The sequence below is a fragment of the Nocardia sp. NPDC059229 genome (assembly GCF_042754165.1).
Classification (GTDB): Bacteria; Actinomycetota; Actinomycetes; order Mycobacteriales; family Mycobacteriaceae; genus Nocardia.
In genome coordinates this window covers 20,876-44,862 of sequence record NZ_JBHZAK010000004.1, presented here as the reverse complement: position 1 = coordinate 44,862, position 23,987 = coordinate 20,876, and the positions used below count along the sequence as shown (strand labels likewise).

Genomic DNA, 23,987 nt, shown 5'->3' with positions numbered 1-23,987 from the left:
GGCAGCTGATGGCTCGCCTGATCGCGTCGCGTCCTGTCCGCCGCCATCTGCCGAAGGTGGCTGCCGGCGCCGCGCTGGCGAGCCTCGTCGTCGGTGTGGTCGCCGCGGCCGAAACGCACGGGACCGATCCGGCGGCGACCAGTGCCGCGTCGACCGAAGCGGCGAAGGTACCGGATTCGCAGAGCTACGCCGATCTGACGGCCGCGCAGTCCGGGTCGACCACGCCCGAGATCGGTCTCGCCGACAGCTCACTGACCCCGAGCGACGTTCCGGTCCCCACCGACGGCTCCACGCCCGACGCCGCGGGCGACCCGATCGCCGCGACCGATCCGGGCACCGATCCCGCGTCCGCGACAACGGATCCCGCCCAGGAGACCACCACCCCGGATACGACCACCAGCGCCCCCGTCACGACCACGGATACGCCGGTCACGACCACGGATACGCCGGTCACGACCGCCGCGCCCAGCCTCTCCATCGACGCGAGCGCGACCCTCTCGTTCCAGGCGGATCAGTCTTCCGATCCGGGCCAAACCGTTTCGCAGTCGGTGACTCCCACATCGGACCCTGCCACCACCACAACGACGGTCACGGTGACCACCGACCCCTCGACGACGACCACTACCGTCCCGTCCACCACCACAATTCCGGTCACCACCACAGCTCCGGTCACCACGCCCCCGACGACGACGGTTCCGGTGGCCACCACGACCACGGCACCCACGACGACATCGCCGGTGACGACCACGGTTCCCGTGACGACCACGCCCGCGGTGACGCCCGCCCCGGTGACGACGACCGCCCCGCCGCCGACCTCACCCCACTGCATCGCAACGCCGCCGCGGAATCCGATGCAGCCGCTGGCATCCGCGACCCTCGCGCATCCGCCGACCGTGAAGCCGCAGCCCGCGCCGCCGGCCGCCCCGGCGCCGAAGCCGCCCGTGCCCGCGACATCGAAGCCCCCGGTGCCCGCGACATCGAAGCCACCGGTGCCCGCGACATCGAAGCCGGCCACGCCCCCGACATCCAAGGCGCCGGCACCCCCGCCCGCCCCTCGTCCGTGCGGCTAGGCGTACGGAACGAAACCTTGTTCGCACCAGTGAATTTCGCGGAACCATGACGAATTCGTACGTGCCCGGCACGGGCGGCCGGGCGCTGGGCGGGGCTCGGTTGCCCCTGTTCATCGCCGCGGTCGCGCTCACCGTGGCCGGGTGTGCCGCAGGGCCGGGCCGGGCGCCGGAACCCGCTCCTCCGGGCTCCGGCGGTCCGATCCCGAAAATCCGGCTCGACACGATGGACAACAAGCTCGACCAGCTCCGCGAGTGGGCTCGCCCACGGGCCGACAAGGACGGCATCCCGCTCCGCGCGCTGGAGGCGTACGGATATGCCACGGTCGTGCTGGCGAAGGCCCAGCCCGGCTGCCACCTCGGCTGGACCACGCTGGCGGGGATCGCCCGCGTGGAAAGCGATCACGCCCGTTTCGGCGGCGCCACCATCGCGGCCGACGGCCTGGTGCAGCCGCCGATTCGCGGCGTGGCCCTCAACGGCACGGGCGGCAACGCCGTCATCCTCGATCCCGCCTCGACCGCGCGGGCCGGACGTACCGTCTACGCCCGCGCAATGGGCCCGTTCCAATTCATCCCCGACTCCTGGAAGCACTGGGGCGTTCGCGCCGGTGCCGACTATCGCGCCCTCGCCGATGCGCTCGAGACCGCCAAACCCGTTGCCACCGGCGACCTGTCGGGCAACCCGGACAATATCGACGACGCCGCGCTGGCCGCAGGCCGCTACCTGTGCGCCGCCGGCGGCGATCTGGCCACCGCTCCGGGCTGGCGGCAGGCCATCCTCGCCTACAACCACTCCTCGGTCTATGTCAGCCAGGTGCGCACTGCCGCAACCGGTTACGACGCCTGATCGCCGTCTTTCGAATCCCTTCATTCGCAATAACGCCGTGACACAAGAATTCTGTGTCGCGTAATTAGGAGGAATCCATGTCCCGCAAGAGTATTCGGGTCGCCGCTGCCGCCGGTGCAGTGGCGCTGGTCTGTACCGGTGCCGGTATCGCCCATGCCGCCCCCGGCGGCAAGACCGGTCAGGGCAAGGACGCCGACCACGTGCTGCTGATCTCGATCGACGGAATGCACCAGGCGGACCTGGCGTGGTACGTCAAGCAGCACCCGAACTCCGCGCTGGCCTCGCTGGCGAACAATGGCGCCGAGTACACCAACGCGCAGACCACCAACCCGTCGGACTCCTTCCCGGGCATGGTCGCGCAGTTCACCGGCGCCACCGCGGGACAGTCGGGCGTCTACTACGACGACACCTTCAATCACGACCTGCTGCCCGCCGGCACCACCGACTGCGCGCACACCCCGAAGGGCGCCGAGGTCGCGATGACCGAGGCGATGGACAAGAACCAGAACTCGATCGACGCCGGCCAGGGCCTGGCGGGCCTGCCGGGCAGCATCCTGGGCATGACGGGCAATCCGGCTTCCCTGCTGAACCCGGCGGCCATGCCGGTCGACCCGGCCACCTGCAAGCCGGTCTACCCGAGCCAGTACCTCCAGGTGAACTCGGTCTTCGACGTCCTGCACGCCGCGGGCAAGCTGACCGCCTGGTCGGACAAGCACCCCGCCTACTCGATCCTCGAGGGCAAGGCCGGCAACGCCATCGACGACCTCTTCACGCCGGAGATCAACTCCAATTCCCCGATCGCGGGCCAGGACTGGACCAAGGACGACAAGTCCACCCAGCAGTACGACGGCTACAAGGTGCAGGCCGTCCTCAACGAGATCGACGGCTACGACCACGGCCACACCAAGCAGGTCGGTGAGCCGGCCGTCTTCGGCATGAACTTCCAGACCGTCTCCGTCGCGCAGAAGCTGCCGACCTCCGACGGCATGACCGGTGGCTACCAGGCCGACGGCGTGACCCCCGGCGCGCTGCTGTCTGGTGCGCTCGACTACGTCGACGGTCAGCTGGGCAAGCTGCTCGGCGAGCTGAAGACCAAGGGCGAGGACAAGAACACCACCGTCATCGTCTCCGCCAAGCACGGCCAGTCGCCCACGAAGCCGAGCGACCTGACCCGCATCGACGACGGCCCGATCATGACCGCCCTCAACGCCGCCTGGAAGGCCAAGCACCCCGAGGCCACCAAGGACCTGGTCGCCTTCAGCGTGAACGACGACGCCATGCTGCTGTGGCTGAACGACCGTTCGCAGGCCGCCGCCGATTTCGCCAAGCAGTGGCTGCTGGCCAATAACGGCACCGGCAATGACATCAGCGGAAACCCGAAGGCGTACACCAAGTCCGGCCTGACCGAGGTGCACGCCGGCGCCGACGCCGCCTCGTACCTGGGCGCCCCGGAGAACGACCCGCGCCACCCCGACCTGGTCGGCGTCGCACAGGTCGGCACCGTCTACACCGGTGGCAAGGGCAAGATCGCCGAGCACGGCGGCGCGAACCCGGCCGACCGCAATGTCCCGCTGATCGTCTCCGGCCCGGGCGCCAAGAAGACGGTCGTGACCGACGCTGTGCAGACCACCCAGATCGCCCCGACCATCCTGAAGCTGCTGGACGAGAACCCGCAGAAGCTGGACGCCGCCAAGGCCCACGGCGTGCGCGAACTGCCGAACCTGGGCTGATCCGATTCGGATCACGCGACTACGACGGCCCGCCGGTCCGACCCGGCGGGCCGTTCCGCGCCCGGCCGCAGGGGCGAACCATCGGACCGGGCGGGACGCGGGCGAACCCGGCCCGCTGCCGATTCGTGGCCTTCATGGCGGACTCGGACGAGGTGGCCGGCGTCGGGAGCGGAGGCTGAGCGTGCGGGCGCGGTGGTCGCGACGATGGGGGCGGGAGCTGCTGCGGGCATGGCGGGAATATCGTCTCGACGGTGGCGGCTATCCTTGGACGGTCATGAAGTCGGCTTTCCCGGGTCCGGTCGGTGCCCAGACGGTCTACCTCGATCACGCGGCCACGACACCCATGTTCCCGGTCGCCGTCGAGGCAATGTGCGCTGCGCTGGGGATGACGGGGAACGCGTCGTCGTTGCACGGGTCCGGGCGGGCCGCCCGGCGGGTGCTGGAGGAGGCGCGGGAGTCGATCGCGGCGGGGCTGGGGGCGCGGCCGTCGGAAGTGATCTTCACCTCGGGCGGGACCGAGAGCGACAATCTCGCCGTCAAGGGCATCTACTGGGCGCGGCGTGACGCCGATCCGCGGCGGAATCGGATCCTGGTGAGCGCGGTGGAGCATCACGCGGTGCTGGACACCGTGGAATGGCTCGAGCAGCACGAAGGCGCGCGCATCACGTGGCTGGAGTGCGATGCCCAGGGCATCGTCTCGCCGCGCACGCTGCGCGACGCGCTGGCCGAGTACGCCGCCGAGACGGCGCTGGTGAGCGTCATGTGGGCCAACAACGAGGTCGGCACAATCCAGCCGATTCAGGAATTGGCCGCGGTGGCACAGGAATTCGACGTGCCCATGCACAGCGACGCGGTGCAGGCCGCGGCGCAGCTGCCCATCGACTTCGCCGCCAGCGGGCTGGCCGCGGCCAGTTTCGCCGGGCACAAGGTCGGCGGGCCGCACGGCGCGGGCGTGCTGCTGCTGGGGCGGCAGGTGCCGGCGGTGCCGCTGCTGCACGGCGGCGGGCACGAGCGGGATCTGCGCTCGGGCACCTCGGACGTACCCGCGGCGGCCGGCCTGGCCGCCGCGATTCGCGAGACCGTGGCCGGCCTGGCCGTGCGCGCGGTCGACCTGGAGCGGCTGCGGGACCGGCTCATCGAGGGCGTGCGCGCCGTCGTGCCGGACGCGGTGCTCAACGGGGCGACCGGCGCGCAACGCATGCCGGGCAACGCCCACTTCACGTTCCCCGGCTGCGAGGGCGACTCGCTGCTCATGCTGCTGGACGCCGCCGGGATCGAATGCTCGACCGGATCCGCGTGCAATGCCGGTGTGGCCGGACCCTCCCATGTGCTGCTGGCCATGGGCGTGGAACCGGCGCTGGCGCGCGGATCCCTGCGATTCTCATTGGGACACAATTCGACCGACGCCGATATCGATGCCCTGCTGGCCGTGCTGCCGCAGGTGGTGGAACGGGCGAAGGCGGCCGGACTGGCCGGAGCGAAGGGAGGCTTCTAGATGCGAGTACTTGCCGCGATGAGTGGTGGCGTGGATTCCGCCGTGGCGGCCGCCCGCGCGGTGGACGCCGGACACGAGGTGGTCGGCGTGCACCTGGCGCTGTCGGCGAACCCGGGCACGCTGCGCACCGGATCGCGCGGTTGCTGCTCCAAGGAGGACGCCGGTGACGCCCGGCGGGCGGCCGACGTGCTCGGAATCCCGTTCTACGTCTGGGATTTCGCCGACCGGTTCAAGGAGGACGTGATCGACGACTTCGTCGCCGCGTACGCCGCCGGTGAGACCCCCAACCCGTGCCTGCGCTGCAACGAGAAGATCAAGTTCTCGGCGCTGGCCGACCGCGCGGTGGCACTGGGCTTCGACGCCGTCGTCACCGGGCACTACGCGCGGCTCGCGGACGGCGTGCTACGCCGGGCCGTGGACGAGGACAAGGACCAGTCCTACGTGCTGGCCGTCCTTACCGCCGAACAGCTTTCGCGCGCCATGTTCCCGGTCGGCGACACCCCGAAGCCGCAGATCCGCGCCGAGGCCGCCGAGCGCGGGCTGGCGGTGGCCGGCAAGCCCGACAGCCACGACATCTGCTTCATCCCCTCCGGCGACACCCAGGCCTTCCTGGGCGCGAAGATCGGCATCCGCCCCGGCGCGGTGCTCGACGCCGACGGCACCAAGCTCGCCGACCACGAGGGCGTGCACGGCTTCACCATCGGCCAGCGCAAGGGCCTGGGCCTGCCCGGCCCGGCCGCCGACGGCAAGCCGCGCTACGTGACCGGCATCGACCCGGACACCGGCACCGTGCACGTGGGCTCAGCCAAGGACCTCGAGGTGTGGACGGTGCGCGCCGACCGCGCCATCTGGACCTCGGGTGAAAGTCCTTCCGGCCCGGTGGAATGCGTGGCCCAGGTGCGTGCCCACGGCGGCATCGCCCCGGCCGTCGCCGAGGCCGTGGACGGCGGGCTGGTGGTGCGCCTGCGCGCACCGCTCACCGGTGTGGCCCGCGGCCAGGCCGTGGTCCTCTATCGCCCCGACCCGGCGGGGGACGAGGTGCTGGGCAGCGGCACCATCTCCGGCACCGAACGCGAACCTCATTCGTACGCAAGCGAACTGGTCTCGGATAGCGCCCGGTGAGCGACCGCCACACGCGCGGACGCGCGAAATCCTATGTAGCGGAGCAGATTCGATCGACCTCCCGGGTCGTTTGGCGCACCGGAATGCCGCAGCCGCTGCGCCTGCGCCCGCGCCGCGCGCCGGGGCGGGCCAGGCTCGGCCGGAACGCCGGGGGCAGCGCTGCGCCGGAGCAGATCGCCCGCACCGACACCGGCGAATTCCGGCCCGGCGAGCCGCAACCCGGCCCGGACGGGAAAACGGACGCGGCGAACGGCACCGGCCGCAATCGGGCACGGACCGGCGTGGTCGTCCGGGTCACCCCGTATGCCGAGCGCGGCCGCCCCACGACCGGGCCCGCCGACGCGGCCGAGCGGGCCGGCAAGACCTGGGACTGGTTCGTCAACGCGACCTGCTGGGACTGGTACACGAATTCGAGCAGCCGCACCGAACGCGGCAATGCCGACGAGTGACCTCGTGCGGCTCGGCAGCCCGCTTCGCCGCGCAGTGCACGACGGCTCGCACGCGATCCGGTTCGGTCCAGACGGGAGTTCGTCGACGCCTCTGAAACGGGGCGAGCGGATGCCGGGTGCCCTACCGACGTCGAGGTCACAAGTTCGGTTGGTACGCGGGGTTTTCGAAACGGACGGCCGAGTGATACGGGATGGCTGGGATGACTGACGACACGAACGCGGCGGTACTGCGCGGCGGCATCGCGACCGGCGTGGGCTCGTGGCCCGGGACCGATCCGCGGGAGGCGGCGGCGACCGTGGTGGGGGAGCTGGGACAGCTGCCGCATCTCGTCGAACTGCCCGCCCGCGGCGTGGGCGCGGACATGGTCGGACGGGTGTCGGGCCTGCTGGTGGACATGCAGTTCGACAGCACCACACGCGGATATCGGCTGGCGGCCCGGCCGGGCGCGGTCGCGCGCCGGGCCCACGATCTGCTGCGCACCGATCTGGATGCGCTCGAAGAAGCCTGGGAGACAGGCGGTTTCACGGGCTCCGGCCATCCGGTGAAAGTGCAGGTGGCCGGGCCGCTGTCGGTGGCCGCGGAGGTGGAGCTGCCGGGTGGGCATCGCGTGCTGACCGATTCCGGCGCGCTGCGCGATCTTTCGGAGTCGCTGGCCGAGGGCATTGCGAATCATGTGGCGGAGGTGGGCAAGCGGCTGGGCGCGCAGGTCGTGCTCCAGATCGACGAGCCGGACCTGACGGCCGTGCTGAACGGCACGCTGAAGGGCGTGAGCGTCCTGAACACCGTGCGCGCCATGCCCGAACCCGAGGCGCTGCACATCCTGGACATCGTCGTGGGCAGCCAGTCCGTGCCGGTGCTGGTGCACACCTGCGCCGACCGGCCCGCGCTGGGGTTCCTGCGCAAGACCGGGGCGGCCGCGGTCGGCTTCGACATGGCCGCCGTCGGCACCCCCGACCTCGACCGGATCGGCGAATTACTGGACAACGGAAAGCACCTGGTGCTCGGGCTGGTGCCCACCGCCGCGCCGGCCGCGCCCGTCACCTGGCGCGATATCGCGGAACCCGGTGTGCGCCTGATGGATCGGCTCGGTTTCCCGCGGCGCCTGCTGGCCGAGCAGATTCTCGTCTCCCCGGCCTGCGGCCTCGCCGGAGCCCCGCTGTCCTGGGCGCGCCGCGCGCTGAGCCTGGCCGCCGAGACCGCGCGCGCCTACGCCGAGGAGCCGGAGTCGCTCACCTTCGAGTGAGGCCGTGCGGCAGCGTGACGCTGTGCCGCAGGGTATTTCGGCGGGCGCGGCTCACATCCGGGTCAGGATGTCCAGCGCGATCGCCACCGACGCCTGGTTGCTCTCCTCGTCGGAGAGCTCCAGATCGCCCATCATGGACAGGCTCCAGCTGATGGCCAGCAGTGCCTGCCGGGCGTGAAAGGTGGCCAGCGGCTCCGTGCTCGGTGCGGTCATGAGGTCGGCCAGCACCCGGAACTGGTAGCGCAGGCTGGTGCCGAACCCGAGATCCCGGAACGCGGGCTGGTTCTCGTGCCAGAACCGGATCATGTCCTTGCCGAGGCTGTGCAGCAGCGCGCCGTAGCGAATCACGATCTCGCGGGCCCGATCCGGCCCCGGCGGCGTGGCCTCGGCCCACCGCACGATCTCGTCGACACCGCCGCGCAGATCCTCCGACAGGCTGGCGACAATGTCTTCCTTGGTCCGGAAGTGGTAGTAGAGCGCGGCTTTCGTGACACCCAGGCGCTCGGCGATCTCGCGCAGCGAGGTCTTCTCATAGCCGCGCTCGGAGAACAGCTCCATGGCGACCGATCGAATCCGCTCCCGCGTATCACTGCGACGCCCGTCCATCGAGTCCTTCCCTCGGTACCCCGCCCTTGTTTCCTTGACGACGGCCCCTTTTGCTTGACGACCGGCAAGGTGAAGCCTAGCGTCTCCATCACCGGCAGATACCTAGCCGGTCGGCAAGTTACTTTGCGCAGTGGGGAGCAGGACATGACCGAGACAGCAGCGACAGTGCCGGTCGACGGCGTCGCCGTGACCGCCATCGGGGTCGCCATCATCCGGGCGCGGGAATCCGAACGTGGCGATCGCCTCTACGACGACCCGCAGGCGAAGAACTTCGTGGCCGCGGCCCGCAAAGGTTTCACCCCCGAACGCTGGGCCCGCATGGAAGCCCTGGCCGACCAGTTCTACGACGGCCGCACCATCGGCGTACGCCTCGTCGACGAGCGCTTCCGCGAGGCGATCGAGGCCGGCTGCAGCCAGATCGTCCTCCTGGGCGCCGGTCTGGACACCCGCGCCTACCGCCTCGACCTCCCACCCGCCCTGCACATCTACGAGATCGACCTACCCGAACTCTTCGCCTTCAAGGAACCGGTCCTATCGGCCACCGCCGCCACCCCCACCTGCCACCGCCACGTGGTCATCGCCGACCTCCGCGAAAACTGGCGAAAACCCCTGCTCGACACCGGCTTCGACCCAACCGTCCCGACCTGCTGGGTCGACGAGGGCTCCCTCGGCTACCTCAACCAGGACTGGAACCGCCAGGTAGTCCAGACCCTCACCGAACTGTCCGCCCCCGCAAGCCGTTTCGGCGCAGCCCGCATCCCCATCGACCCCGAAGCCCCTCAGTACCGAGACCTCCGCCGCCTCGTCTCCGGCGACAACACCCCACAACCAACCCCACCCACCCCCGCCCCGGACTACGGCATCGAACAGTGGCTCGACAACATCGGCTGGACCACCGAATTCCGCACCTGGAACGACATGATCGCCCACCTACCCCGCCCCACCACCCCCGTCGACCCCCGCATCGGCACCATCGACGCCATCCGCCGCTGAGCCCCGCCCAGAAGCATCGGGAAGGCTCAGTAGCCCTGGTTCTTGGGGCGTTTGGAGCCGAAGTAGGGGCGGGCGCCGGGGTGGTCGAGTTGCCATTTGTCGGGCTTGCCGGAGGGGTAGGTGACGGGGATCTGGTCGCCGATGGAGGGCCAGTTGTCGACGTCCCAGGCGAAGCGGCCGTAGACCTCATGGGCGAACACGGTGGGGCCGGAGATGCTGCCGGAGATGGTGACGTACTGCTCGCCGAGGTCGTCGGGGCGGGGGCTGACGCCGGTGACGTGGAGGGTGCCGGATTCGAGGCCGGCGGGGGAGGCGTTCCAGGCGGCGGCGAGTGGGTCGCCGGGGAAGGCTCGTAGGCCGCCGCCGTTGCCGCGGCGGTAGTACACCAGGGCCGCGGCCAGTGCGCCGCCGATCAGCAGGACGAACATGAGCTGCAGGAGCATGAACTCCATGCTAGGCGGCGTGGAGTTCATGCCCGGCCGGGGCCGTGTGACGACCGGTGCGGCTAGTGGGCGGTGAGTTCGGAGATGCCGTTGTGGCGGCGCAGCTGCCAGACCGTGGTGCGCTTGGACTGGGAGCGGCCGTTGCCGCGGTCGATGAGGGTGCGGTTGGCGGTGGTGAAGACCAATTGCGCGCCCTGGGTATTGGTTTCGGGATTCTGGAACAGCTGGATGAGGCTGTCGGCCGTCTCGGGGGTGAGGGCGGCGTCGATATCGTCCACCGCCAGCACGCCGCCGGTGTCGAGGGCGTCGAGCATGGGCGGCAGCAGGCGCAGCATGGCCAGGGTGGCGCTGGACTCGTCGGTGATGTCGAAGGCGGTTTCGATGCCCTCGTGGGTGAGGCCCAGGCCGACGCCGCGGCGGGCCACCATGCGGGAGTACAGCGCGTCCCGGGCGGCATAGAGGTTGGCCAGTTCGCGCTGCAACAGGGTGACGGTGATGCCGTGCTCGAGGAACATCTCCTCGGCGTAGTTCGCCGAGACCGTGCAGGACTCGATTTCCTTTGTGGTGGAGGCGATATCGGCGTCCAGGTCACGCAGGTAGTCGGCGTACATGGGGTCGTCGGACGGCAGCAGCAGATCGGTGATGCCGAGGTCGGCGGCGCGCAGCAGGGTCAGCAGCCGCACCGCATGGTCGGTCGAGCGCGAGATGTGCGAGCCCACCCGATGCGCGACCTCCTGCGGATCCGGCTGCCCGCACTGCACTTCCAGCAGCGACTGGAACCAGCGGTAGGCCGGGACCAGCGGCTCGGCGTACAGCTGCCCGGACAGGCTGAGCAGCAAGGCATTCGGGCGCACCAGCGGCACCACGGCACCCAGCCCGTAGCGCGCGGCCTCGAACATTGGCCCGATGCGGATGTCGTCACCGGCGCGCTCGAACACCACGCGTTTGCGATTGTGCGGATGCGAGTGCAGCCATTCCGCGGCCACGTCGGCATTGTCGAGCCGGAACCCGTAGGTGTACGGGCACCCCTCGGCGACGAAGTTCGCCACGAATTCCGAAGGGCGATCGGAGAATCCGAGGTGCGGCGTCCGAACCGGACCGGAGTAGGGATCCCACCCGGTGACCGAATTCAGTACGGCGTCGCGCATGCGATCGAGCGCGTCGATGAGGCCCGTCTTGCCGGTGGCGGCCGTCCCGTAGACGGCGGTGACCGGTGTGGCGACCGGCCCGCTACCCCGGGTCAGCCGCAGTTCCTGCGGTTCGGCGAGGGACCGATGATTCGACACCTGAAAACTACGCAACACCCTGGACATCCTGCCGGTCGCGGGTCGGAAATGCGACTCACCTTATTCGGGCATTCCGCGAGGGCGGCACCCGGAGGGCAACTTTCGCGATATCCGGGTTCGAAACCGGGGCGACCGGCACGGACCGCGCCGCGGCCGAATGACGGTGTGCACGAACCGCAGCGGAGCAGTGCGCGAACCTCAGCGGAGCAGACCGTAGGCGCGGGCGGGAGCGAGACGGACAACGGCGCGGCGATCGGCGACCATGGCGCGGCGGTAGTCGTCCCAGTCGGGGTGCTCGCCGCTGAGGGCGCGGTAGTAGGCGATCAATTCGTCGACCGTGGCGTCGCCGGGATCGGCAGCGACCGGGGAGACCTCGGCCTCGCCTTCGATGACCGCGTACGACCAGAAGTCGTCGCTGCTCATGTGCAGCGCGGCCCACGGCTCCCGGACCAGATTGTGGTACTTGGCACGGTCGGCGGTGATGGAGATCCGGATGATGCCGTCCTCGCCGGCCCAGTGCAGCACGTTGGACAGCTGCGGACGGGTGTCACGGCGAATCGTGGTGAGCACCGACTTGCGGTGGGAGCGCGCGAAATCGACTGCCTTGGCGAGGTCCATACCGAGTGGAACCCGGCCGGTTGCGGGCGTGTTCCCGAGGCCGGAAAAACCTCGCATCAGGCGTGCGACGTGCGGGAATGTTGATCGAACCTGTCGGTGGGGCGGGATAGAGTGCCTGGTGTGAGCGAATCGGGCATGGAGATCACCGCGGCGAGCGGGGACGAGCGCGTCGAGTGGCAGCGGCTGGCGGAGGAGGTTCGCGACCACCAGTTCCGCTACTACGTGCGGGACGCGCCGATCATTTCCGACGGCGAGTTCGACGAGCTGTTCAACCGGCTGGTGGCGCTCGAGGAGGCCCATCCGGATCTCCGCACCCCGGATTCGCCCACCCAGCTGGTCGGCGGCGGCTTCACCACCGAGTTCCAGCCCGTGGATCACCTGGAGCGGATGTACTCGCTGGACAACGTCTTCAACGAGGACGAGATGCGGCAGTGGATCGCCAAGGTGGAGGCCGATGCCGGCACCGATCTGCACTACGTGTGCGAGGTGAAGATCGACGGCGTCGCCCTCAACCTCGTCTACGAGGACGGCAAGCTGGTGCGCGGCGCGACCCGCGGCGACGGCCGCACCGGTGAGGACGTCACCCTCAATGCCCGCACCATCGAGGACATTCCGCACGAGCTCATCCACAGCGACGAGTTCCCGGTGCCGAAGCTCCTGGAAGTGCGCGGCGAGGCGTTCATGACGCTGGCCGACTTCGAGTCGCTCAATGCCGCCATCGTCGCGGAAGGCAAAGCGCCGTACGCGAATCCGCGCAATACCGCCGCCGGGTCGCTGCGGCAGAAGGATCCCGCGGTGACGGCGCGGCGGCGGCTGCGCATGATCTGCCACGGCTTCGGCCGGCTGGAGGGCTTCGCGCCGGAATCGCAGTTCGAGGCCTACCGCGCGCTGGCCTCCTGGGGTCTGCCGGTGTCGGCGCACACGATCCGGGTGCAGGGCGCGGACGCGGTGGTCGACCGCATCAACTACTGGGGCGAGCACCGCCACGATATCGAGCACGAGATCGACGGCCAGGTCATCAAGGTCGACGAGTTCAGCCTGCAGCGCCGCCTGGGCTCCACCTCGCGCGCGCCGCGCTGGGCCATCGCCTACAAGTACCCGCCCGAGGAGGCCACCACCAAGCTGCTCGACATTCAGGTGAATGTCGGTCGCACCGGCCGGGTTACGCCGTTCGCGGTCATGCAGCCGGTCACCGTGGCGGGCTCCACGGTCGCCATGGCCACCCTGCACAATGCCTCCGAGGTACAGCGCAAGGGCGTGCTCATCGGCGACACCGTCACCATCCGCAAGGCCGGGGACGTGATTCCCGAGGTGCTGGGCCCGGTAGTGGACGCCCGCGACGGCAGCGAGCGGGAATTCGTGATGCCCACACACTGCCCCGAGTGCGGCACCGAGCTGGCCCCGGCCAAGGAGGGCGACGCCGATATCCGCTGCCCCAACCAGCAGTACTGTCCGGCGCAGCTGCGGGAGCGGGTATTCCATGTGGCCGGGCGCGGCGCGTTCGATATCGAGGCGCTGGGCTACGAGGCCGCCATCGACCTGTTGAAGTCGGGCGCCATCGCCGACGAGGGCGACCTGTTCTCCCTCGACGAGGACAGGCTGCTCACCACCACGCTGTTCACCAACAAGAGCGGCACCCTGTCGGCCAATGGCAAACGCCTGCTGGAGAACCTGGAGTCCGCCAAGGACCGCCCGCTGTGGCGCGTGCTGGTCGCTCTCTCCATCCGCCATGCCGGTCCCACCGCGGCCCGCGCCCTGGCCACCGCGTTCGGCAGCATGGACCGCATCCGGGAGGCCTCGGCGGAGGAACTGGGCGCCACCGACGGCGTCGGTCCCACCATTGCCGCCGCGGTCACCGAATGGTTCACCGTGCCCTGGCATCTCGAGATCGTCGACAAGTGGACCGCCGCCGGCGTCCGGATGGAGGACGAGCGCGACGAGTCCATCGAGCGCAACCTGGAGGGCCTGTCCATCGTGGTGACCGGCTCGCTGGAGGGCTTCACCCGCGACGGCGCGAAGGAGGCCATCCTCGTCCGCGGCGGCAAGGCGGCCGGATCCGTGTCCAAGAAGACCGCTTTCGTGGTGATCGGCGACGCACCCGGCTCGAAGGCCGCCAAGGCCGAGGAACTGGGTGTTCCCATCCTCGACGAGGCAGGTTTCGTGAAACTGCTCGAGGGCGGCCCGGAGGCGGTGTCGGAAGTTCCGGAACCGGAGTCCGAGAGCCCGGAGGCGGTGTCCTAGAGATCGATTCGCACCGCCGCGGCGCCTCGTGCAACCGCGTACGCGCCCGGTGCGGGCGATCGGCAATGCGGTCGGGAGGAGCATGGAGATTCGGGCGGCCGAGTCCGGGGATCACCCGGCCATCGGCGACTTGATCGTCGAGGTGTATGCCGGTGAGGGGTGCGCGAATCCGCCGGGCCGCTACGCCGGGGAGCTTGCCGACACCGCCACCCGGGCGGGGCGATCGGTAAGGCAATCGCGTGCGGCGGGGCGGTATTGAGGATGGAGTTTGTGGTGATGAATGTGCGCACTGAGCGGTCCCGGGACGGCCGCGTGGAGATTCGGGTGGCCGAGCCCGGGGATTACCCGGCCATCGGTGAGCTGACCGTCGAGGTGTATGTCGGTGAGGGGCACGTGAATCCGCGCAGCCCCTATGTCGAGGAGCTCGCGGATACGGCCACCCGGGCGGCGGCGGCCGAGATTGTGGTGGCGGTCCGCGACGGCGAGCTCCTGGGCTCGCTGACCATGGCCCGGCCCGGTACGCCGTTCGCGGATATCGCCCGGCCGGGGGAGTTGGAGTTCCGGATGCTCGCGGTGTCCAAGGGTGCCCGCGGGCTGGGAATCGGGACCGCCCTCATGGGGCGGGTGATCGACACCGCCCGCGCCGAAGGGTTCGACGCAGTGGTGCTCACCACCATGCCGACCATGCAGGACGCCCGGCGCATGTACGACCGGCTCGGCTTCGCCCATGCCCCGGAACGAGATTGGCGCACCGACTCGGGCCTGCAGCTCACGGTGATGCGCCTGGAGATCGCTGCGGCACGCTGACCTGGCCCGGCATCGTCGATTGGGCAAAGGGCGGCGGCGGACTCATCGACCGGCCGCGGCGGACCGGCTCGACCGTCACGCGGTCGAACCGGCCAACCTCGCGGGCCCGCGACGGGTTCGCGGGCGATGCCCCGGGGATGCGGCGACGGAAGTGTCTGTCATCCCGGCATGTTCGGGCCGCGATCTCGGGCGGTGGATTTCGTCCGAGAACGCGCCGGGATTGCGGGCTGCACCCGCTCAGGTCAGGACGCCGTCGATGCAGAGCGACGCGGTGCGCCAGGTCGGGGCGGGGCGGGCGCTGTCGAAGTCCCACTGCGAGATCGGGTGTGCGGCCTTCCAGAGCATGACGTCGCCGGGAAGACGGACCACCTGATACACGTCGTCGGTGCCGGGGATGAGCTGATTGCCGACGCAGTAGTCGGTGTAGCTGGTGCCGGGTTGTCTTGCACCTGCGCTGAATTTGCCGACCGGGCTGGCGGTCGCGCCCGGGGTCGGAACCGTGCTCGGCCGATCGGTGGCAGCCCCGGCGAACCAGTACGGCGCGCCCGACTGGGCTCCGCAGCGGAAGCTGGTGCCGCCCGCGACCACGGTGCTGTCCTGCGGGTGAGTCGTTCCCGCCCAGAGACATCCGGCGCCGGCGCGCGACTTGCGCTCGCTCGGTTCGGCCTCGGCGGCCGCGGCGAGTGGAAGACCGGCGACCGCCAGTGCCGCGGCTGCGAGGGGCGCGGCGGCCACACGCCCGAGGCGGCGGGTGCCGCCCTGCGGGCCGGGCCTGCTCGCACAGGTGGGCGCGGCGCTCGCGCAGGTGGGAACGTTGCTCGCGCGGGCGGGAACGTTGCTCGCGTGGGTGGGAACGTTGCTCGGGCGGGTGGACGCGTTGCTCGGGCGGGTGGGCGCGTTGCTCGGGCGAGTGGGCGTGGACTTCACAGTGCTAGGTGTCGTGTTCGCGGTGGTGGGCATGGTGCTGGTGGTTGTCGGTGTGGGTGTTGCGGGGTTGGGCATGGGGGCTCCCGTGGCTCGGTGCGGGTCAGCAGTAGCTGGCTAGCGGGGGGCAGACGGTGTAGCCGGAGCCGTCGGCGTTCCACGACGGCGTCCAGACGGACGAGTTGACCGCCCCGGTGTCGAACGGCTGCGGCGAAGGGGCGGGGACTTTGCCCGGGGAGCGCGGATGCTGGTTCTGCAGAACGGGATTCATGTCCGAGTGGCGGTAGCCGAAGGGGTCGCTGGCGTGGACGCCGGTGGGGTCGTCGCCGTGGGTGATGATGCCCCGGCTGCCGCCGGATCGGGGTCCGGCCGAGTCGGAGGCGCCGGGCGAAATGGTGCCGCGGGACTGGGATTCGGCGCTGGCGGGCCCGGCTGCGAGCAGGGCTGCGGCCAGTCCGGCCACGGGGGTCAGAACGAGGGTTGCTCGTCGGAGGGTCGGGCGTGATCGATGGGCTTGCGGCATGGCGTCCTGCCTCTCTGCATGGCGTCATTGCTGATCTGCTTGCCGGTTCTGGTCACGTCGGTGACTTATCTACTAAGTAAGACCGTAGATTGTCTACGTAGATGAATAGTAGGTAAATGCTGTGAATCTACTAAGTTCGTACGTAGATGCGGCACGGTGAACAGCGGCCGGGCAGACGAGAACGCCCCCACCGGATCTCCGGCGGGGGCGTGAAACGCGGTGCGAGAAAGGTGGTGCGGCTCAGCCGAGCACGGTGGCGACGATGCCGGCCAGGTAGCCGAGCCGCGCGATCTCCGACGGCCGGAAATCCGGACCACCCGGGCGGCCCAGCAGCAGCACCTTGCCGCTGTTGCCGAGCGGCGCGGCAGCCAGCTTGGTGTCCATGTCCTTCCACAGCTGCGGCAGCCAGTCGGCCTCACCGTCGAGGACCGTCGGCTTCTCCAGCGGCATCCACGGCGCCGACGCCGCCTGGGTCGACGGGGCGCTCTGCGAGCCGACCACGCGGTACGCGCCCTGCGGGCCCATGTCGATCACGGTCGACCAGCCCACCCGCAGCACCCGTGGCACGCCGTCGACCAGCACCTGCAAACGATCGTCGCGCGCATTGGCGACCTGATCGATGAGCTCGAGTTCGCGGTGGGTGTCCAACATCCCGGAGTACGGGCGCAGCGAATCGACCTGCACATCGTGCAGGGATTCGGCCGCGGTGATGAGGGTGTCGGGCAATGCGCCCGAGGGCACCTCCACCACGATGTCGTCGATCGCGAAGCCGTCGCCGCGTTCGACGACATCCAGCGAGAGGATGTCCGCGCCGACGGAACCCAGCGCCAATGCCAGCGATCCGAGACTCCCTGGGCGATCCGGAAGTTGCACGCGAAGCAGATAAGACACGTGCCTTCCTTTCTTTACTGTGCGACCGAAACTTTCGGACGGGTACCCGAGTCCCGCAATACTTACACCCTCGAGAGCTGGTTATCGAATCGAACCATTCCCTGTGACGCGGGCCACTTACCCATCGGTTACACATTGATGGTGCCAGTTCTGGCGCACACCTGCGACCGCTGGCTCGAGGCGACCCACTAGGCTGTCGAATGGCCAATCACCAAGCTCGAACCATGCCGAAAGGGGTCCCGCGGTGCCCGCCATCTCCAGGGACGAGGTTGCTCACCTCGCCCGGCTGTCCCGGCTCGCTTTGACGGACGACGAACTCGATCTGTACGCCGGTCAGCTGGATTCCATCCTGACCCACGTCGCACAGATCTCGCAGGTCGCCGCCGCGGACGTGCCCGCCACCGCATCCCCGAATCCGGAGACCAATGTGACGCGCCCGGACGCGGAGCAGCCCTGCCTGACTCCGGAGCAGGCGCTCGCCATGGCGCCGGCCGTTGACGAGCAGCGGTTCATGGTTCCGCAGATTCTGGGAGAGGGCGAATGACAGACCTGACCAAGCTGTCCGCGGCCGAACTCGCGGGCAAGATCCACGCGCGCGAGGTCTCCTCGGTCGAGGTCACCGAGGCCCACATCCAGCGCATCGCCGAGGTCGACGGGGAAATCAACGCCTTCCTGCACGTGGCCGGTGAGCAGGCGCTGCTGACCGCCGCCGAGGTGGACCGTCAGGTCGCCGGCGGCAAGGTGGTCTCGGCGCTGGCCGGTGTTCCCTTGGCGCTCAAGGACGTTTTCACCACCACGGACATGCCGACCACCTGCGGGTCGAAGATCCTGGAGGGCTGGGTGTCGCCGTACGACGCGACGCTCACCACCAAGCTGCGCGAGGCGGGCATCCCGATCCTCGGCAAGACGAACATGGACGAGTTCGCCATGGGTTCGTCCACCGAGAACTCGGCGTACGGCCCGACCCGCAATCCCTGGGACACCGACCGGATTCCGGGCGGTTCGGGTGGTGGCTCCGCCGCGGCGCTCGCCTCGTATCAGGCGCCGCTGGCCATCGGCACCGACACCGGCGGTTCCATCCGCCAGCCCGCCGCGGTCACCGCGACCGTCGGCACCAAGCCGACCTACGGCACCGTGTCCCGCTTCGGCCTGGTCGCCTGCGCGTCCTCGCTGGACCAGGGTGGCCCGTGTGGCCGCACCGTGCTGGACACCGCGCTGCTGCACGAGGTGATCGCGGGCTACGACCCGAAGGACTCCACCTCCCGCAATGTGCCGGTGCCGCCGGTGGTCGCCGCCGCCCGCGCGGGCGCCAAGGGTGACCTGCAGGGCGTGAAAGTCGGTGTGGTGAAGGAACTTCACTCCGACAGCTATCAGCCGGGCGTCATCGCCTCCTTCGACGCCGCGGTCGCGCAGCTGAAGGAACTGGGCGCCGAGGTGATCGAGGTGTCCTGCCCGCACTTCGAATTCGCGCTGCCCGCCTACTACCTGATCCTGCCGTCGGAGGTGTCGTCGAACCTGGCGCGCTTCGACGCCATGCGGTACGGCCTGCGCGTCGGCGACGACGGCTCGCACTCGGCCGAGCAGGTCATGTCCATGACCCGTGAGGCGGGGCTGGGCCCGGAGGTCAAGCGCCGCATCATGATCGGCACCTACGCGCTGTCGGCCGGGTACTACGACGCCTACTACGGTCAGGCCAACAAGGTCCGCAACCTGATCGCGCAGGACTTCGACAAGGCCTACCGGACCGTCGATGTGCTGGTGTCGCCGACCAGCCCGTTCACCCCGTGGAAGCTGGGCGAGAAGGTCAACGACCCGCTGGCCATGTACCTCTCGGACCTGTGCACGCTGCCCACCAACCTGGCCGGGCACTGCGCCATGTCGGTGCCGTCCGGGCTGAGCGCGGACGACGGCATGCCGGTCGGTCTGCAGATCATGGCCCCGGCGCTGGCCGACGACCGGCTCTACCGGGTCGGCGCGGCCTACGAGGCGGCCCGCGGGCCCATCGCCTGAGCGCGAAGGCCATGAAGGCAGCCTGATCCAGGCCATGACGACAGCCTGATCCAGGCCATGGCGACAGCCTGATCGAGGCGGTCCCGCAAGCGAATTCGGCCCCCGCCGGTATCCACCGGCGGGGGCCGTCCCTGTCCACCGGCACGGACCCTGCGCTGTCCGTCCGGGTTGCCCGATTCCCACTGCCCGACTTGTCGGGTTCCGCCCGATCGGCGTCCGGCCGATCGGGCAATGCCTGCGGCCTGTCGGCCCAGACCGGTAGGCTGGCAGCGGTTCGGCGTGTGTGAAGGGTTTTCTTGGGGATGTTGCGACGCGGCGAAGTCTTCGCGGGCTACGTGATCGAGCGCGAAGTGGGCCGTGGCGGAATGGGTTCGGTCTACGCTGCCCGCCACCCTCGGCTCCCGCGGCTCATCGCGCTCAAACTGCTGCACCGGGAGATGTTCGGCGAGAACGAGACTCGCCTTCGGTTCGAACGCGAGGCCGACGTCATCGCCCAGCTCGACCATCCCAACATCATCACCGTCTACGACCGCGGCGATGACGACGAGCAGCTGTGGATCGCCATGCAGTACGTGGACGGGGTCGATTGCGCCTCCATCGATCCCTACGACCTCAGCCCCGACCGGGCGGTCGAGATCGTCGTGCAGACCGCGGCCGCACTGGATTACGCGCACGGGCGCGGGGTGCTGCACCGGGATGTGAAGCCCGCCAATATCCTGCTGTCCCGCTCCGGCGGCATCGGCGCCGGATTCGCCGAGCGGGCGCTGCTCAGCGACTTCGGCATCGCCCGGGTCCTCGACGACACCGCGCATCTGACCCGCACCGGCATGCTCAATGCCACCCTGGCCTACGCCTCGCCGGAACAGCTCACCTCGGCGCCCATGGGGCCGCGCTCGGACCAGTACTCCCTGGCGTGCACGCTGTTTCGGCTGCTCACCGGGCGCGGGCCGTTCGACGCCCCGAATATCGCGACCGTCATGCTCGGGCATCTGCAATCGCCGCCGCCCGATGTGAGCCTGCTGCGGCCCGAGCTGCCCGCCGAACTGGACGCGGTGCTGCGGAAGGCGCTGTCCAAGGATCCGCGCGACCGTTACGACACCTGTTTCGAATTCGCGCAGACCGCCTGGGAGACGGTGGCCGAACCGGTGACGCTGGTGCGGCGGCCGCGCGGGCCGGTCGCGGACCGGCTGCCGCGTCCGGACACCGTGCTCGGCTGCCTGTTCGGCGGCGCCGTCGGGGACGCGCTGGGCGCGCCGATCGAGACCATGCTGCTGCCGAACATCCAGCAGCGCTACGGGATCCAGGGCGTCACCGGGGCGGGCAGCGGCTATCGGGGCCGTATCTCCGACGAGACGCAGCTGGCGCTGTTCACCATGGAGGCGCTCGTCCGCAGCGCGCGGGCGCGCGAGCGCGGCACCGCCGCCGCGGTGGGCATGATCCAGGAGAACCTGCTGGTGTGGCTGCGCGGGCAGGGGCAGGCGGCGGTGCCGGAACAGCCGGTGCCGTTGCAGAGCGGGCTGACCGGATACCCGGAACTGATGACCTATCGGGGGCCGACACAGACGACCATCTCGGCCATGCTGCGGGTGGCGGCGCGGCAGCAGCCCGGAATTCCGCTGGGCACCCGCGATCATCCGATCAACGACTCCAAGGGCTGTGCGGCCACCGTGCGATCCGCGTCGTGCGGGTTCATGCCCTCGCTGGAGTACGCCTTCGAATTGGCCTGTGACGCGGCGGCACTCACCCACGGCAATCCGAGCGGCTGGCTGCCGGCGGGCGCGTTCGCGGCCATCGTGTACGGGCTCTGCCGGGGACTGGACGTGCGGGCGGCGGTCGAACAGGCCCGGGCCCAGCTGGTTCGCAACCGCGATCACGAGGAGACCACCCAGGCACTCGACGGGGCTGTGCGGCTGGCCGACACCGTGGCCTTCCGGGGCCGGCCCATGCCGCCGCCCGGACTGCTGGAACCGCTGGGCACCGGCGTCATCGGGTCCGAGGCGCTGGCGCTGGGGGTGTGCGCGGCGGTATGTGCCGAAAACGTGGGCGGCACACCGGAACAGATCTTCCGCAACGGCGTGCTGCTGTCGGTGAATCATTCCGGGGACAGCGACTCCACCGGGGCCGTCTGCGGCGCGCTGCTCGGGGCCCGGCTCGGGGTGCACGCCATCCCCGCGCCCTGGCGCGCCGGCCTCGACGCGGCGGCCGCCATCGAACGGCTGGCCGCCGACTTCACCCGTGAATTCCGCGGCGCCGCTCAGCAGTCCGGCATGACCGTGCCCTGGTCGGCGCCGTAGCGGTGACCGTGACCGGGCGGGGCGTCGAGCGCGCCCAGCAGGTCGGCGGTGGTCTGCAGGAAGCTGATCACCGGAAGCCAGTGCGGGACCGGCGCGTCCGGGCGGGTGGCGGTGAGATCCGGTGCGCGCCACAGCAGCGCCGGCGACCAGTGCACCACCGGATCGGAAGCATTGGCCAGCACCGTCGCGCGGCCGTGCTGCACCCGCCCGGCGGGCGGGCCCGCCCAGAGCGCGCCGCAGACGCGGCGGTCCTGGTCGGCGGCATCGGTGAAGACGGCGCTGCCGCCCAGCGCGCCCAGGCTCTGGCCGTAGATGTAGAGCTTCGGCGGATTCGGTAGCGCCGCGATCCGTTGCTCCACGGCCCGGAACAGGGCGCGGGCGGATTGCTCGGCGGCGCTGCGGCCGAAGACGAAGGTGACCCAGCTCGGGGCATCGGAGTACTGCAGACCGACCAGGGCGACATCGCCGCCGAAGCGGGCGTCGAGACCCTTGGCCGCATCGCTGTCGATCCAGCCCGAACCGGTCGGCACCGTCACCACCAGATTGCGGCGCTGCAGTCCGCCGGTGCGCTCCAGCTCCCGGATCGCCAGCGCCACTCGGGAATCCAGATCGGGCGCGGAGTTCAACCCGACATAGACCCGCACGGTCCGCGCCGGAGCCCCCGCCACGAACCGGCGGCCCTCCGCCCCCAGCGACGGCCAGCTCGCCATCGACACCGGACTACCCGACCGCGTCGGCGAATCCGGTTGCACCAACTCCGGATCCACATACGAATTGGCCGCCGCATAGGCCGCCCGCCGCCACTCCACGACCGTCGGCACGACCACCAGCTGCCCCGCCACCAGCAGCGCCACCCCCGCCGCGATACTGCGCACCCGCCCCAATCTCCGCACCGCCCAGCCCACTCCGCGTGCCAGGGCGACCACGGCGACGACGAGCGGCACGGTCCAGGCCAGCCACCGCACCCAGTACCCGGGTCCGATACCCGCGACTCCCATGGCGGCGCGCAAGGTGTTCTGCCAATGTTCGGCGTAGCCCATCGCGGCCCCGACCAGCACCATGCCCGCGATCACGGCCGGAACTCGGCCGCGCGTCAGATGCTCGATCCCGAACCGCGTCCACCGCAGTGCCATTCGGATGATCGCCGCCAGCCCCAATCCGATCAGCACCACGAGTGCGGTCAGGATGGCCTGCGCCGACGGTGTCCGCGGTAGCAGCCCCGGTGCCAGCGAGATCATGGTCCCGCCCGCCACCGCGGCACTGGTCCCCACTCGTGGGACATGGAATTTCAGCCGCCCGAGCCACATTCGAGTCCCATCCCGGACCACGGCAGCGGCGCCTCCCGCCCGAGGTCCGGTCGGCTCCCCGTCCGCCGTGGGGGCCACTATCGCACGTACGCCGCCGCTCGGGCCCTCCTGACCGCGGGTTGGGAGGTCGGCAGCAGGAATTGCCGCATCCACCGCATGAGTCGGGAGGAATCCGAGTTGATCTGCCGCAGTGGGTGGTTCGGCCCGGTGTCCCGTCGGGAGGGAGAGCTCGGCCTCGCGCGCGCCGGTGGTCTCTGGTGGGCGGGTCACAGTGCCACCGCCATGCCATCGAGTCCGTCGGGACCGCGCAATTGCGCGAGGGGAGTCCGGCGGCTGCTCGTGCGGCGCACGAGAATGGTTGTCGCCGTGGCCAGTCCGGCGGCGAGTCCGAGGCCCGCGAGGGCGAGGGTGGCGGGCGAGGGGGCGTCGCCGGAGTGCTCGAAGAAGGGCTCGTAGATGGGGTTGCCGTAGTCCTGGCGGATGGAGTTCAGGTCCACGGCGGTGGTGGCCACGCTGGCCATGACCTGACATTGGGCGCGCGAGACCGGGTTCTCGCGGGCGTCGCAGGCCGCGTGCATGCGTCGTTCCAGGGCGGCGTCCACGGTTTGCCGGGCCCACGGGCCCAGCGACTGGCCGTGTGCGGCCGCGTAGCGCAGCAGGTCATAGCCGAGATCATGGGATTTGCAGGCCAGATCGAATTCGGCGGGCAGCGGGACGGGGGAGGAGCAGTCACCGTTCGGGTTGATGAGCATGCCCGCCTCGACCACCGGGCGGTATCCGGCCGTGGTGACGAAATCCTCGGGGATGAGCGCGGGATCCGGCTGCTCGGCAACCGATTCCAGGATTCCGCTGCGGGCGGCGGCGTTCTCGGGCGTGTCCGGCCCGCTGATCACTGCCCCTGCGCCGGGGGCGAAAGCCACACCGGCCGAGCACATCACCGCCGCGGCTGCCGCGAGCGCACCATATCGGCGCTGCCGGGCCCGGCCGTCGTGGCCTGACACGCCAGGGCCGGGGGACATGGTGCTCATCGAGTCGTCAGGCGGCAGTACGTCAGCGGTCGTGGCGCGCGAGGCCTCTCGCATGCTGTCCG

At 70.1% G+C, this 23,987-nt stretch carries 24 protein-coding genes; 13 read left to right on the top strand and 11 right to left on the bottom strand.

From position 1 onward, the window contains the following. Positions 1–184 precede the first annotated feature (184 nt). Positions 185–478, bottom strand: coding sequence for a hypothetical protein (locus tag ACFXHE_RS11470; protein ID WP_379382192.1), 294 nt, complete (start codon positions 476–478; stop codon positions 185–187). Between the two features lie 33 nt (positions 479–511). After that, entirely contained in the window at positions 512–1,030 is a 519-nt protein-coding gene (locus ACFXHE_RS11465) for a hypothetical protein (protein ID WP_379382191.1), read from the bottom strand. Positions 1,031–1,116: 86 nt separating this feature from the next. Between ACFXHE_RS11465 and ACFXHE_RS11460 the strand changes: the two genes are divergently transcribed. The 6 genes from ACFXHE_RS11460 to ACFXHE_RS11435 all read left to right on the top strand — a co-directional run bounded on the left by ACFXHE_RS11460 (position 1,117) and on the right by ACFXHE_RS11435 (position 7,954). Further along, positions 1,117–1,914, top strand: a complete 798-nt coding sequence (locus ACFXHE_RS11460) for a murein transglycosylase (RefSeq protein WP_379382189.1) — start codon at positions 1,117–1,119, stop codon at positions 1,912–1,914. A 77-nt stretch (positions 1,915–1,991) separates the two neighbouring features. Continuing rightward, entirely contained in the window at positions 1,992–3,644 is a 1,653-nt protein-coding gene (locus ACFXHE_RS11455; protein ID WP_379382188.1) for an alkaline phosphatase family protein, read from the top strand. A gap of 274 nt (positions 3,645–3,918) precedes the next feature. Continuing rightward, positions 3,919–5,139, top strand: a complete 1,221-nt coding sequence (locus ACFXHE_RS11450; protein ID WP_379382186.1) for a cysteine desulfurase family protein — start codon at positions 3,919–3,921, stop codon at positions 5,137–5,139. Then, the gene (mnmA, locus tag ACFXHE_RS11445) at positions 5,140–6,261 is read left to right on the top strand and encodes a tRNA 2-thiouridine(34) synthase MnmA (RefSeq protein WP_364613386.1); all 1,122 of its coding nucleotides are present in this window, start codon (positions 5,140–5,142) and stop codon (positions 6,259–6,261) included. It begins immediately after the preceding gene. A gap of 83 nt (positions 6,262–6,344) precedes the next feature. Next, positions 6,345–6,710 (top strand): hypothetical protein, encoded by a 366-nt coding sequence (locus ACFXHE_RS11440; RefSeq protein WP_379382184.1) that lies wholly within the window; start codon positions 6,345–6,347, stop codon positions 6,708–6,710. A 200-nt stretch (positions 6,711–6,910) separates the two neighbouring features. Then, entirely contained in the window at positions 6,911–7,954 is a 1,044-nt protein-coding gene (locus tag ACFXHE_RS11435; protein WP_379382182.1) for a methionine synthase, read from the top strand. Between the two features lie 51 nt (positions 7,955–8,005). Here ACFXHE_RS11435 and ACFXHE_RS11430 read toward each other — a convergent pair whose 3' ends face one another. Continuing rightward, positions 8,006–8,560, bottom strand: coding sequence for a TetR/AcrR family transcriptional regulator (locus ACFXHE_RS11430; protein ID WP_379382180.1), 555 nt, complete (start codon positions 8,558–8,560; stop codon positions 8,006–8,008). 144 nt (positions 8,561–8,704) lie between these two features. On the opposite strand from ACFXHE_RS11430, the gene ACFXHE_RS11425 reads away from it, so the two are divergent. Beyond that, a complete protein-coding gene (locus ACFXHE_RS11425; protein ID WP_379382178.1) occupies positions 8,705–9,553 on the top strand; it encodes an SAM-dependent methyltransferase in 849 nt (282 codons plus the stop codon). A gap of 26 nt (positions 9,554–9,579) precedes the next feature. Here ACFXHE_RS11425 and ACFXHE_RS11420 read toward each other — a convergent pair whose 3' ends face one another. The 3 genes from ACFXHE_RS11420 to ACFXHE_RS11410 form a co-directional block, all read right to left on the bottom strand. Further along, the gene (locus ACFXHE_RS11420) at positions 9,580–9,996 is read right to left on the bottom strand and encodes a hypothetical protein (protein ID WP_379382176.1); all 417 of its coding nucleotides are present in this window, start codon (positions 9,994–9,996) and stop codon (positions 9,580–9,582) included. 62 nt (positions 9,997–10,058) lie between these two features. Beyond that, on the bottom strand, positions 10,059–11,300 hold the full coding sequence (locus tag ACFXHE_RS11415) for an ATP/GTP-binding protein (protein WP_379382174.1): 1,242 nt from the start codon (positions 11,298–11,300) through the stop codon (positions 10,059–10,061). Positions 11,301–11,480: 180 nt separating this feature from the next. Continuing rightward, the gene (locus ACFXHE_RS11410; RefSeq protein ID WP_379382172.1) at positions 11,481–11,900 is read right to left on the bottom strand and encodes a PPOX class F420-dependent oxidoreductase; all 420 of its coding nucleotides are present in this window, start codon (positions 11,898–11,900) and stop codon (positions 11,481–11,483) included. Between the two features lie 135 nt (positions 11,901–12,035). Between ACFXHE_RS11410 and ligA the strand changes: the two genes are divergently transcribed. The 3 genes from ligA to ACFXHE_RS11395 all read left to right on the top strand — a co-directional run bounded on the left by ligA (position 12,036) and on the right by ACFXHE_RS11395 (position 14,948). Next, positions 12,036–14,141: an NAD-dependent DNA ligase LigA gene (gene ligA / locus ACFXHE_RS11405; RefSeq protein WP_379382813.1), complete on the top strand. Its 2,106-nt coding sequence runs from the start codon at positions 12,036–12,038 to the stop codon at positions 14,139–14,141. A gap of 82 nt (positions 14,142–14,223) precedes the next feature. Continuing rightward, positions 14,224–14,400: a hypothetical protein gene (locus ACFXHE_RS11400; protein ID WP_379382170.1), complete on the top strand. Its 177-nt coding sequence runs from the start codon at positions 14,224–14,226 to the stop codon at positions 14,398–14,400. A gap of 17 nt (positions 14,401–14,417) precedes the next feature. Continuing rightward, complete coding sequence (locus ACFXHE_RS11395; protein ID WP_379382168.1) at positions 14,418–14,948, top strand: GNAT family N-acetyltransferase; 531 nt, start codon at positions 14,418–14,420, stop codon at positions 14,946–14,948. Between the two features lie 237 nt (positions 14,949–15,185). Here the strand turns inward: ACFXHE_RS11395 and ACFXHE_RS11390 are convergent, their stop codons facing one another. From ACFXHE_RS11390 to ACFXHE_RS11380, 3 genes are all read right to left on the bottom strand, one after another. Further along, a complete protein-coding gene (locus tag ACFXHE_RS11390) occupies positions 15,186–15,950 on the bottom strand; it encodes a hypothetical protein (RefSeq protein WP_379382166.1) in 765 nt (254 codons plus the stop codon). A gap of 25 nt (positions 15,951–15,975) precedes the next feature. Then, the gene (locus ACFXHE_RS11385) at positions 15,976–16,335 is read right to left on the bottom strand and encodes a hypothetical protein (RefSeq protein ID WP_379382164.1); all 360 of its coding nucleotides are present in this window, start codon (positions 16,333–16,335) and stop codon (positions 15,976–15,978) included. A gap of 300 nt (positions 16,336–16,635) precedes the next feature. Next, a complete protein-coding gene (locus ACFXHE_RS11380) occupies positions 16,636–17,286 on the bottom strand; it encodes an amino acid-binding protein (protein WP_379382162.1) in 651 nt (216 codons plus the stop codon). A gap of 244 nt (positions 17,287–17,530) precedes the next feature. Here ACFXHE_RS11380 and gatC point away from each other — a divergent pair, with 244 nt between their 5' ends. The 3 genes from gatC (at position 17,531) to ACFXHE_RS11365 (ending at position 21,590) form a co-directional block, all read left to right on the top strand. Beyond that, entirely contained in the window at positions 17,531–17,830 is a 300-nt protein-coding gene (gene gatC / locus ACFXHE_RS11375; RefSeq protein ID WP_354835250.1) for an Asp-tRNA(Asn)/Glu-tRNA(Gln) amidotransferase subunit GatC, read from the top strand. After that, positions 17,827–19,296 carry an Asp-tRNA(Asn)/Glu-tRNA(Gln) amidotransferase subunit GatA gene (gene gatA, locus ACFXHE_RS11370; RefSeq protein WP_379382160.1) on the top strand — a complete coding sequence of 490 codons (1,470 nt, stop codon included), beginning with the start codon at positions 17,827–17,829 and terminating at the stop codon, positions 19,294–19,296. Before gatC ends, gatA begins: the two co-directional genes overlap by 4 nt. 302 nt (positions 19,297–19,598) lie before the next feature. Continuing rightward, the gene (locus ACFXHE_RS11365) at positions 19,599–21,590 is read left to right on the top strand and encodes an ADP-ribosylglycohydrolase family protein (RefSeq protein WP_379382158.1); all 1,992 of its coding nucleotides are present in this window, start codon (positions 19,599–19,601) and stop codon (positions 21,588–21,590) included. Here ACFXHE_RS11365 and ACFXHE_RS11360 read toward each other — a convergent pair. Both ACFXHE_RS11360 and ACFXHE_RS11355 read right to left on the bottom strand, forming a co-directional pair. Next, the gene (locus tag ACFXHE_RS11360) at positions 21,551–22,861 is read right to left on the bottom strand and encodes an alpha/beta-hydrolase family protein (RefSeq protein WP_379382156.1); all 1,311 of its coding nucleotides are present in this window, start codon (positions 22,859–22,861) and stop codon (positions 21,551–21,553) included. The genes ACFXHE_RS11365 and ACFXHE_RS11360 overlap by 40 nt on opposite strands. Before the next feature lie 302 nt (positions 22,862–23,163). Beyond that, complete coding sequence (locus ACFXHE_RS11355) at positions 23,164–23,925, bottom strand: hypothetical protein (protein ID WP_379382154.1); 762 nt, start codon at positions 23,923–23,925, stop codon at positions 23,164–23,166. Between the last annotated feature and the right edge of the window lie 62 nt (positions 23,926–23,987).